This is a genomic window from uncultured Veillonella sp., from assembly GCF_905209685.1.
In the GTDB taxonomy this organism is placed as follows: Bacteria; Bacillota; Negativicutes; order Veillonellales; family Veillonellaceae; genus Veillonella.
Genome location: NZ_CAJLUB010000008.1, coordinates 1 through 11,927 on the forward strand (window position 1 = coordinate 1; position 11,927 = coordinate 11,927).

9 protein-coding genes are annotated in these 11,927 nt (G+C 41.0%); all 9 read right to left on the reverse strand.

Annotation, left to right across the window (positions count from 1 at the left end):
* A partial coding sequence (locus tag QZ055_RS01570) for a CoA ester lyase (protein ID WP_295824194.1) occupies window positions 1–937 on the reverse strand: 937 nt, incomplete at its 3' end.
* A complete protein-coding gene (gene citD, locus QZ055_RS01575; RefSeq protein ID WP_295824196.1) occupies window positions 937–1,206 on the reverse strand; it encodes a citrate lyase acyl carrier protein in 270 nt (89 codons plus the stop codon). The genes citD and QZ055_RS01570, both read right to left, overlap by 1 nt.
* A gap of 106 nt (window positions 1,207–1,312) precedes the next feature.
* Window positions 1,313–2,713, reverse strand: a complete 1,401-nt coding sequence (locus QZ055_RS01580; RefSeq protein WP_295824199.1) for a DASS family sodium-coupled anion symporter — start codon at window positions 2,711–2,713, stop codon at window positions 1,313–1,315.
* Window positions 2,714–3,113: 400 nt separating this feature from the next.
* The gene (locus QZ055_RS01585) at window positions 3,114–4,025 is read right to left on the reverse strand and encodes a LysR family transcriptional regulator (RefSeq protein WP_295824200.1); all 912 of its coding nucleotides are present in this window, start codon (window positions 4,023–4,025) and stop codon (window positions 3,114–3,116) included.
* Between the two features lie 11 nt (window positions 4,026–4,036).
* Complete coding sequence (locus QZ055_RS01590; RefSeq protein ID WP_295824203.1) at window positions 4,037–4,780, reverse strand: Bax inhibitor-1/YccA family protein; 744 nt, start codon at window positions 4,778–4,780, stop codon at window positions 4,037–4,039.
* Window positions 4,781–4,817: 37 nt separating this feature from the next.
* Window positions 4,818–6,566, reverse strand: a complete 1,749-nt coding sequence (gene pyk / locus QZ055_RS01595) for a pyruvate kinase (protein WP_295824205.1) — start codon at window positions 6,564–6,566, stop codon at window positions 4,818–4,820.
* A 146-nt stretch (window positions 6,567–6,712) separates the two neighbouring features.
* Window positions 6,713–10,120: a DNA polymerase III subunit alpha gene (locus QZ055_RS01600; protein ID WP_295824207.1), complete on the reverse strand. Its 3,408-nt coding sequence runs from the start codon at window positions 10,118–10,120 to the stop codon at window positions 6,713–6,715.
* Between the two features lie 12 nt (window positions 10,121–10,132).
* The gene (locus QZ055_RS01605; RefSeq protein WP_363178576.1) at window positions 10,133–10,900 is read right to left on the reverse strand and encodes a SprT family zinc-dependent metalloprotease; all 768 of its coding nucleotides are present in this window, start codon (window positions 10,898–10,900) and stop codon (window positions 10,133–10,135) included.
* A 245-nt stretch (window positions 10,901–11,145) separates the two neighbouring features.
* Window positions 11,146–11,910: a DUF3969 domain-containing protein gene (locus QZ055_RS01610; protein ID WP_295824209.1), complete on the reverse strand. Its 765-nt coding sequence runs from the start codon at window positions 11,908–11,910 to the stop codon at window positions 11,146–11,148.
* Window positions 11,911–11,927 lie beyond the last annotated feature (17 nt).

Genomic DNA, 11,927 nt, shown 5'->3' on the forward strand with positions numbered 1-11,927 from the left:
CTAATTCAACTTTAATGCCTGCTGCACGTGCTTTATCAACTACGCGTTGTGCACGTACTACGATAGGACCATCGATCATTTTGCCATCTACGGAGATTACGCCCTTATTGTTGCGCAATGCATCTGCGTAGCTGTTCAATACCTTAACGGAGTGAGCGATTTCTTTTTCGTCAGGAGTGAATACTTCGTGGATAATTTTGATTTGGCTTGGGTGGATACAAGATTTGCCATCGTAACCCAAAGCTTTAATGAATTCAACTTCTTCGCGGAAGCCTTGAGGGTCTTTCACGTCGGAGAATACAGTGTCAATTACGCGGATACCTGCTTCACGTGCGGCATGAAGAATTGTTTGACGAGCGAATAACAATTCAACAGCTGGTTTATGTTTACCTGTACGAAGGTCAGCACGATAGTCTTCAGCGCCAAGAGCAATAGCTACTACGCGAGGACCGTGGCAAATTTCACGAACATTGTACAAGCCACGAACAGATTCAATAGCTACGATAATGTTGATAGTACCTTCTGGCCAGCCATTAGCTTTTTCTACTTCTTCAATTTTCTTCGCTACGATTTCAACTTCAGATACATCTTCAGTTTTAGGTAAACGAATCATATCAGGTTTAGCTGGAACGATTACATCAAGGTCGTCATAGCCGTAAGGAGTTTGTGTAGGATGGTTGATACGAACAACTGTTTCTGCACGGAATTTACGAGATTTCAAAGCTTCTGCAGTTAAAAGACGAGCTGTATCTTTTTCTGTTACAGGAACGGAGTCTTCGATGTCGATCATGATGGAGTCAGAACCGTGAATATCAGCACTGTTAATCATTTTAGGTGTATTACCAGGTACGAACATCATGGAACGAGACAAACGTTTTTTAGCAGCCTCTGTTAATGGATTTGTTTTAACTTCTGGGAATGTTTTATCGTTAGCCATTATGCTTTGCTCCCCCTTTCCAATGCGCCTAATACGCGAGCTTTAATTGTGTAATCCCAAGCATTTTTATCTTGTACGATTACTTTTACGCCGTCAAAACCAGCTTCTTTAACTGTGTTTATAACAACGGATTTAATTTGGTCGCCGTATTGACGGATAACTTTGGATGTTAATTCAATTTCGATACCGCTAGCAATCGGTTCAACCGTTACTAATGCATCATTTTTTTCGTCGAAGCCAGCTTGTGCAGCTTTTACTAATTGTGCCATGTTGCATCCTTTCACTAAAAAATATATCAAATGGCAAAGACCAGACGTGTCGCGAATGTCTGGTCCGTGCCGTTAAAACCATGTTGATAATAAAATTATATGGTGATTAAATCATACCGATGAAAGTCCACCAAGGGATACCTACTACAAAGAGTAGAATCCAACTCAATACTGCTAAGATTGCACCAGCAGTCCACCAATCTTTCAAGTTATTGTAACCTGCAGAGTAGATGATTGGACCAGGAGATGCACCGTAGTGAGTTACAAGACCACCAAACGCATTTGTTGCAAGCAATACTAAACCAAACATAACAGGGTTAACACCAGCTGCCATACCTACAGTCAAGAATACTGGAAGCATAGATGCAATATAGGCAGTACTGGAAGCGAATAAGTAACGAATGACAACACTAATAGCAGAGAGAATTAATACAACTACGAGTGGAGACACATCGAGGGCCAAGTTTGCTTGCATATATGCTGCAAGCCAAGCGAAGAATTTAGCTTTTGTTAAAGCAGTGGATAAACCAAGGATAGCACCAAACCAGATGAATGTATTCCAAACAGCTTTAGTTTGAACCATGTCATCCCAAGTGATGATACCAGCAAAGAACACAACAGTCATAGCTACTAATGCTACTGCTGTTGGGCTCAAATCAAAACCGATGGAAGGCAATGCCCAACCGATAAGAGCAAGAATAAATACAACAGCCAAGACTTTTTCAGACATTTTCATAGGTCCTAATTTAGCAAGACCGTCAGCAGCCAATTTCTTATTGTCAATTTTTACTGCTTCAGGACGGTCGATCCAGTAACCTACAAGTGGAACGAAGATCAACATTACAAGACCAGGAAGAGCTAAAGCCAAAGCCCATTCAGCCCAAGTCATGTTTAGACCAGTGATTTTAGTAACAAAGTCCAAGGCCAACACGTTAGGAGCCATAGCTGTTAAGAACATGAAGGATGTAATTTTTGTTACGAAATAGCCATTCATTAAGATGAAGGAACCACCGCGTTTAGCAGTATCACCAGGATAAGAACCGATGGATTCAGCGATAGATAAATTGATTGGATATACAATACCAGCCGCACGTGCTGTGTTAGAAGGTGTCGCTGGGGATAACACTAAATCAAGAAGTGCTGTTACATAACCAAGGCGTAATACAGTTGAACCGAATGCAGCAATCAAATGGTATGCAACACGGTGACCAAGACCAGTTTTACCAAACGCAACACTCAAGGAGAACGCAGCGATAATCATCCACAATGCTGTGGAACCATAACCTACCAAGATATCTTTTGCATTGTCTAAGAATAATGCAGAAGCAGATAATACAGCTAATAAAATAATTTGAATTGGGTATGGTTTTAAAATCAAACCTACGATACCTGCAATGTAGAAGCCTAAGAGGCGCCACGCTTCCGCAGAGAGCCCTTCTGGTGGAGTTGTAAACCAGAGGATAATTGGAATTAGCACGATAAGTGCTAGTTTTAAGAATTTTTCCATGTTTATTCCTTTCTTAAAAACATAGGCATGTATATCATCCTAACACTCCCCTAAAGATTCGTGATACGCGACTATCATCTATTGAACTCTAGGAGTCTTTGTCTACACTCATTATATATGCTTAAAAGAATTATGAATAATAGATTACCTTTATAGGGGTTATAAAAACTTTTATATCTACCAATCATACTTTTTATGCATTTTGAGCATAGATTTACAGCCCAAAATGAAAAAAGTGCATGTATACGTCCCCAAAGGGGGTATACATGCACTTACATGGTACTGCCTTGCTCTTTCGAGACACTTTCATTATGAGATATTATATCGAAAAAGTCCAATGCTGAAATAGCATGGATAAACAGTTATACAATCTCATAGATTCTCTTTATCTCAAGGATTCTTATGATTTATATTCTCTAAAAATACTATTATCTACAACGGTATGTTTTTTATAGTAATCGCGAACATATTCAATGAATGTTTTAACTACAACAAGATTTTCCGTATCCTTTGTATATACCATATTTGTATCACGAGTGATATAGGTACCATCTTTACTACGCAATGGACTTACATATATATCTCTATCCTTACAAGATCCAAGGCCCATATAGGTCAAAATGGACCATCCAAGGCCGGCGCGTACAAAGTGACGGCACGTACTCATAGAATTTACATCCATCGCAACACTCGGTGGTTCTTCAAAATGCTCAGCACACCACGTTTCAATAATGTTTGCTACAGATGCATCTGTTTGGTATTTAATGAATGGTACCTTCTCTAACGACTCAGGTGCTACTAATTCTTTATAAACCAAACAATACGGTTCCTCTAATAGTAATTCAGACTTACCGGACACATCATAGCCACCACGAGCAAAGGCAACCATACAATCACCAGTATTAAACATCTTAACCACTTGATGGCTGAAAGCAGTTTTAACTTGAATATGCACATCAGGGTATTGTTCTCGAAAGGATTTCAATAAAGCTGGTAGTTCATAGTCTGCAAAGTTGATGGATGATGCGATTTTTAAGGTCCCTTGAATCTTACCAGAAGCAGAATTCATAGCATTTTCTAAGGCCTCTTGATCTTGCATCATTCTTTTACAGTAGTCATAAAAAATTTCGCCTTGTGCCGTAAGAGCAATCCCTTCAGCAGTTCGTAACAACAGAGAATGGCCCAAGGCTTTTTCCATATGGCGCAACCGATAGCTTAAAGCCGGTTGTGATAAAAATAATTTTTCTGCAGCCCTTGTAATATTCCCTTCATCCACAACGGTTACAAAGGTTTGCCATTCTCTATCATCCATACTATCTCCTTTTATCGCTTATTGCCAAAGATGCGCAATAAGGATAAGAATAAGTTAATGAAATCCAAGTATAGGCTCAAAGCTCCTGTGATTTCAATACGGTCTAAAATGGTTTCATCCTCCAAGAGCGCTACTTGTGTCACATTATTTTTAATGCGGTTCACATCGATAGCTGTAAAGATGGAGAATACTACAACCCCTACATAACCTAGAACTAAGCTAACAGTGTCGCTAAAGCCACTGAGTACAGCCCAGTTAAAGTAGCGAGCACCCATCATCACCAAGGATACGATGATCATACCGAACAAAGCGGCCATTACATACGGTGTAAGGGATGATAAATTACGTTTTGTAGTAGCCCCTACTACAGCAAAGCCAATGAAGAACGCTAATGTGCCGATTAACGCTGGAATAACTACTTCAAATACATTATATCGCAAGGATATGAGTGTTAATGTAAGACCATTCAACGCACTATAGAGGAAAAACATGCCTTTTAAAGTCATAACATTAGCACTATATGCACGAGCACTAAATAAGAATACTACACCTAATTCAACGAGTAGGATAATATTAAAGTTTTGGTACGCAAAGCGTAACCAATCAGGATTTGCCAATGCGGCCACTCCAACACCGATAGTCGTAAGTAAACCTACAACCATCCACAAGAAGGAGCCTTTTAATCGTTGGGATACGATACTTTCAACCTGTGCAACCTCAGTTGCAGTAGGGCCTGTTACATTATATGGATTCATACTATCCCTCCTTATATTTAATTATCTTTTACTAAAACTAGCGAGCGTTAGCAATACCTGCAAATACCTTGCCTCGTTCGCCATCGATAGTTACTTCTTGACCTTCAAGGAGTACGTCATGAGCATTTTTCGCGCCTAAAATTACAGGAATACCATAGGTGATGCCAGCAATAGCACTGTCAGAGGTATAACCGTCTTCAACAGCGATAATGCCGCCTGCACGTTTAGCAATAGCCATTAATTCAGGCTCCATTGTGCCCACCACAAGGATGTCGCCATCTTTGAAGCTTTCATAATTGCCCTTATGATTAGCAGCAATGAATACAGTGCCTGTAACGGATTTACGCAAAATACCATTACCAGATAAGAGTACTTGGCCTGCAATATGAACGCGAATCATATTTGTAGTACCTGTTGCACCAGATGGTACACCAGCTGTAACAACTACAAGATCACCAGACTCGATAGCACCTGTACCCAAAGCACATGTAATAGCTTGTTTAACCATTTCATCAGAGTTAACGATTTCATGACCTTTAATAGCCTCTACGCCCCAGCATAATTGCATGCGGCGAATTGTTTCTTCATGCGGTGTTACAGCAATAATTTTGCAAGCCGGACGATGCCGAGCAGTGCTAATTGCAGTATGACCAGATTCAGTACAGGTCAGAATAGCAGCTGCCCCAAGGTTTTGAGCGATGCGCACGCTTGCTAAACATACAGCACTAGTAGTCGTCATATCGCCATCTTGACGAGCACGGCTTTTACTATCGTAAATAGCAGCTTGTTCCGTTACCTCTGCAATACGAGTCATAGTCGTAACCGCCTCTACTGGGTAAGCACCATTTGCAGTTTCACCAGACAACATGATCGCATCCGTACCATCTAAGATGGCATTGGCTACGTCACTTGCTTCTGCCCGTGTAGGACGTGGATTTTGAATCATGGACTCTAGCATTTGGGTTGCCGTAATAACTGGTTTACCCAAGTCATTACATTTTTCGATCATCATTTTTTGAAGTACTGGCACCTCTTCGGCAGGGATTTCTACACCGAGGTCACCGCGAGCCACCATGAGGCCGTCCGCTACTTCCAAAATTTCATCGATATTTTTAACGCCTTCTGCATTTTCAATTTTTGCGATAATCTTGATATCTTTTTTTTCAGACTCAAGGATACGGCGGATCGCTACAATGTCCTTACCGCGTTGCATAAAGGATGCGGCCACAAAGTCTACACCCTGTTGACAGCCAAAGCGTAAATCTGCTTCGTCCTGTTCAGATACAGGAGGCAAGCTAAGCGCTACACCTGGCACAGCCACCCGTTTACGATTGCCGATTTCACCACTGTTTTGAACGGTAGTAATGATGTTATTACCTTCGATGGCATCAATGTTAAGCGTTACAAGGCCATCAGCCAAGAGGATTTTATCCCCTACGGACACATCGCCTACAAGACCTTTGTGGTTTACAGAGCTAATCTCTTTTGTGCCTTCCACATCATCGGTAGTCAACGTGAATTGTTGACCTGCCTCAAGGAATACCTTGCCCTCTTTAAATAGGCCAAGACGAACCTCAGGACCTTTCGTATCGAGCAATAATGCGATTGGTTTATTAACAATCATCGCCGCATCGCGCACCATTTGCATACGCTCTGCTTGCTCTTCATGAGATCCGTGAGAGAAATTAAAACGAGCCACGTTCATGCCAGCTCGCATCATATCTTCTAAAATACCAAATTTATCCGTTCCCGGACCTACAGTACATACGATTTTTGTACGTTTCATCTTTCCTCCTATGAAAGCAATTTCTATATTGAATCTTTCATTTCTTATTGTAGTAATATTGGTGAAAGCTAGCTGTGCTTCACGCAACATAAGTTATTAAGTAGTAAATATATTTATTCGTGCCTTAATATCTACTTATGCATATATTATTGTACCTCTACAGAGCCATCCCCTAAGATAGCTTCAATAGCCTTGATTGATTCATCGCTAGGGTCAAAGCACATGTTCGGTGGCAAGTTAATGCGTTTCCGTTGACGGTGCAAATATAGTGATGTTGGTACAGAGCCTGCGGTGCTAGTTAACACCCGTTTTAAAGCCTCACTATTTTCTGGCGTGTCATATTGGCTATAAATATGAATAGCCACATGTTTCGCCTGACTATAGTTTACCTTTAACGGCATAATGCGGTCTGCAATAATTTGCACACCCTTTTCATCCGCATCAACACGGCCTTTTACCTTAACAATCATATCAATAGCAAGGAACTGTTGACTTTGACTAAAGACCTTCGGGAACGCTACTACATTGGCCGCACCAGAATAATCTTCAATGCGAAGAATAGACATAACCTCGTTCCGTCTCGTCATGCGGTCCGTCTTATTTTCAATCAAGCCCCCAAAGGTAATGGTTTGACCATCATATTGCTCTGGATTTTCTACGAGAGCACCCAGTTCAAAGAGGCCCTCTAACTCCTTCGCATAGCCTTGCAATGGATGGCCTGTAATGTAAAAGCCTGTATATTCCTTTTCATCCTTTAATTTATCGTCTTCCGATAAATCCTCCACATTCGGTACAGGAATAAAATCTACAGATTCTTCTATGTCCCCAAAAAGGCTCATGGTGCCCATAGCAGCATCCTTTTGCTCTTTAGCACCAACGGCTTGTGCACTTTCATACATGTGCAATAATTGGTTACGGTTTTCCTTGAACCCATCCATGGCGCCACAGCGAATGAGACTTTCAAGAAGTCGTTTATTAACAACCTTGTTGTCCACTCGTTTACAGAAATCTACGATATCCGTATAGAGGCCGTGCTCATTGCGTTCGCGAATCAAGCGATCAATGGCATTATCCCCTACGTTCTTGATGCCCCCAAGGCCGAAACGAATGGCATCACCTTGCACGGCGAAGCTGCGCTCAGAATAGTTAATATCTGGGCCCAATACCTTAACATTGTGTTTCTTACAAGCATTGATGTAGTACGTCAACTTCTGCATATTCTGCATGAAGCTCGTCATGGTAGCGGCCATGAATTCAGGGAAATAGTGGGCCTTCAAATACGCTGTTTGGTACGCGATGTACGCATAAGCCGCACTATGTGATTTATTAAAGCCATAGCCAGCAAAGTATACGAGCAAGTCGAATACTTCGTTTGCAATGGACTCTTCTATACCATTATTAATAGAACCTTGAATAAAGGACTCGCGCTGCGCCTTTAGAACAGATTCCTTTTTCTTACCCATGGCGCGGCGCATCAAGTCCGCTTGACCAAGGGAGAACCCGCCCATGGCGGATGCAATTTGCATAACCTGTTCTTGGTACAAGATTACACCAAAGGTGTCTTTTAAAATCGGTTCCAATATAGGATGTAAATAAGTAACCTCTTTTTTACCGTGACGGCGGTCAATAAAGTCCGCCACCATGCCAGAGCCCAATGGGCCTGGACGGTACAAGGCTACCAATGGAATTAAGTCTTCGAAATGCTCAGGCTTAAGGTCCATAACGAGCTTGGTGATACCTTCTGATTCGAGCTGGAATACACCAGACGTGTCACCTTTTGTGAGGATATCACAAGCCGCTTTATCATCGAGCGGTATTGCATCTAAATCGAGATCAATACCACGGTTCGCCTTGATGAGCTTTAAAGCATCCCCCATAACCGTCAAAGTACGAAGGCCCAAAAAGTCCATCTTCAAGAGGCCTAGTTCCTCGATGTTATCCTTATCGTACTGCGTAACAAAGCCTTCTTCGTTAGCATTTTGTACTGGTACGTGGTCATCTAGAGGGTCTGCAGAAATTACGACACCCGCTGCATGAGTGGACGAATTGCGCGCTATGCCTTCTAGCTTTTTACCAAAATCAAATAACTCTTTAACATTGTCATCGGCTTCGTATAAAGCCTTTAACTCTTTGCCTTGTAGAGCCTTATCTAAGGTAATCCCCAGTTCGTTGGGAATCATCTTCGCAATGCGGTTTACTTCTGCCAGTGGTAAGTCAAGCACGCGCCCTACGTCACGAATAACGGCACGCGCTGCCTCAGTACCGAAGGTAATAATCTGGGATACACGTTCCTGTCCGTATTTTCGCGTTACATATTCGATAGCTTGACCACGCTTTTCATAGCAGAAGTCAATATCGATATCAGGCATGCTTACCCGCTCTGGATTTAAGAACCGTTCAAAGAGCAAATCGTATTTTAATGGATCAAGACCTGTAATGCCTAAGAGATAGGCGACCACAGAACCTGCTGCAGAACCACGACCTGGACCTACTAAGATATCGTACTCACGAGCATACCGTACATAGTCCCATACGATGAGGAAGTAGTCCTCAAAGCCCATCGTACCGATAACGTCTAACTCATAGTCGAGACGCTTTTGTAGCTCTTCAGACGTTTCACCATAAAGGCGTGGAATTTCTCGTTCACAAACCTTACGTAAATAGGTCTTAGACGTTTCCCCTTCTGGCACATCAAAGTGTGGCAAGTGATGTTCGTCGAAATTGAATTCTACGTTACAGCGGTCTGCAATTTTTAAGGTGTTTTCGATGGCCCCAGGAATATGTGAGAACAACTGCGCCATCTCATCCCCAGATTTTAGATAGAACTCATCATTAGGGAACTTTAAGCGATCCACTTCGGCACGACGACGGCCTGTAGAAATACATACTTTAATATCTTGCGCGTCCGCATCCTCTTTTAAGACATAGTGGAAGTCATTAGACGCTACGATGCCAAGATCGTATTCCTTACTGAGCTTAATGAGCTCCTCTTGCGCCTTTGCCTCCTCTGGGAGACCATGATTTTGAATTTCTAAGAAGAAATTATCCTTCCCATATGTCTCGATATACCACTCAATAGAGCGTCTAGCAGCGTCCATATTATCTTGCAGAATATACTGAGGGATTTCCCCTTGAATGCAGGCACTGAGGGCAATGATGCCCTTGCTGTATTGGCGTAATAAATCGCGGTCTGCACGAGGGCGATACAACATACCTTCCGTAGATGCTTTAGACACGATTTTTACGAGATTACGATACCCTTCCATGGTCTCAGCCAACAAGATAAGATGTTTTAATCGTTCTCGGCTGCGACCTTCGGGACGATCAAATCGGCTGTTTTCCGTTACATATACTTCACAACCAATGATAGGCTTAACGCCTTGGGCTATACACTCTTTATAGAAATAAATGGCTGCGTACATATTGCCGTGATCTGTAATGGCAAGGGCTGGCTGATTTAACTCCTTCGCACGACGTACCATGTCAGGCAAACGACTAATGCCGTCTAGCAAACTAAACTCTGTATGACTATGTAAATGTACAAATGGCTGCATGGTACACCTCCTTTAAGGGCGATGAGCAAAATACACGTTCAATGACTTCTTACGAGCCTTCCAATCTGGCAAAAACTGTGCCACTAAATTGTGAAAGTTCTTGGAATGGTCTAAATATTTAAAATGAGCAAACTCATGAATCATAACGTACTCAATATACACCTGTGGCCCCTCTAATAAACGGGTGTTCATCTTGATGAGCTGCTTTGCAGGCGTACAAGAACCCCAACGGCTCTTCATGCGCTGCTGTTTTATAGTTGGCATAGGTACATCAATACCTTGCTTATGGTAGCGTTGATACACGACCTTTGCCCAATGGACAAAGACCTTCTCCCCTAAATTACGCCAATAACTTTGCATTAATTTATGCTTAGCCTCAAAGGTCGTACCACGAGGTACCACCATAGTAAGAATCGCCTTTCCGTCAAAGCCTATATGAGGCTTCCCATCCTGCTCAACTAGACGCAACGTAACGGGAATGCCGAGGATTGATAAGCTTTCACCATTCACATACTGCAACGCATCGACGCGCTTGGCATTCAATGCATCAATCTTGTAACGAGCCCGTTCAATGAAGGGCATATTCTCGATAACAAACTTGTCCACCCTATAATCCGGCACATAGGCATTCGCCGATACATGGATCACACCATCCTTTGTAATGCGCATGTTCATATTCTTCACACGCTTGATGGTTAACTCATATTCAATTCTGTCGCCATTATAGGTAATAGACCTAGTTGTTGAAGTATTCATACCTTTTATTTTATCATAAAACACTCATAAAATCGTAAAAATCTAGTGATTTTAATAGAACTACTTAGATTTTAATCAATACTGATTTTTATTAATTTGTAATATAAAAATGACATCTATACCAGTCCCTTATGAAAGGTATAGATGTCATAAAAATAAGCTTATAACATTTAACACTAAATATTATTTAAGGATAGAAGTTAATAAAGGTTAATCCCAAAATTAAAAGTAATCATAAGTATAGAACCAACTCAATAATCTTTTAGAATCTATAATCCCAAGTCTATAAACTTCCCTGAAACTTTAATTTGCCAGAACATCCCTCTAGTAGCTTTTAAATCAATGTCTGTTTTTAACTTATCAAAACTCACATCATAAAATGGTAATAATACCTGTAATGATGCTAATTTTGCTTTCATAGTAATTAACTCTTTACTTAATTGCCCGGATATATTAGTATCAGCTATCTCCTGTAAATTGGAAATACATGTTTGAAAATCTTCATTCTGAATACGTTCACACGTATATATTTCAGACAAATAGGACTGTTTAATACAACTTAAGATTGATTCAGAAATGAATTCAGGTTTTTGTAAGACTTCATACAATCCTAACAAAAACAACGCCCAAAATATCTCCTCTACATAATCGGTAAAGAAATAGATACCGAACTTCATTTCATCATGTGTAGAAATCTTTAACGCTTCAGATAAAGTATCACCCTCTAACTCCCGTTCTATTAAAGCTATCCAAATACTGCATTCAATATCATCTAACGTATCATTTAATGCTGGTATAGGGATCCTACGGGCCATCCACTCATCAACGTCCTCTAAACTCATGCCATCTCCAATTATATTTAACAGTTTATCGGACAGATGTGCTTTTCTACACATTAATCGAATTAACATACTAAATATGTAATACTCTAGAATGGTCAAATCAGTATAATTTCGTCTATATGCCTTAACAGCACCCAATATAAAGACCATTAAAAATGTATCTAAACTTTTTTTATTTTTAAAATAAACCATAGTTATACCTCTGTCCA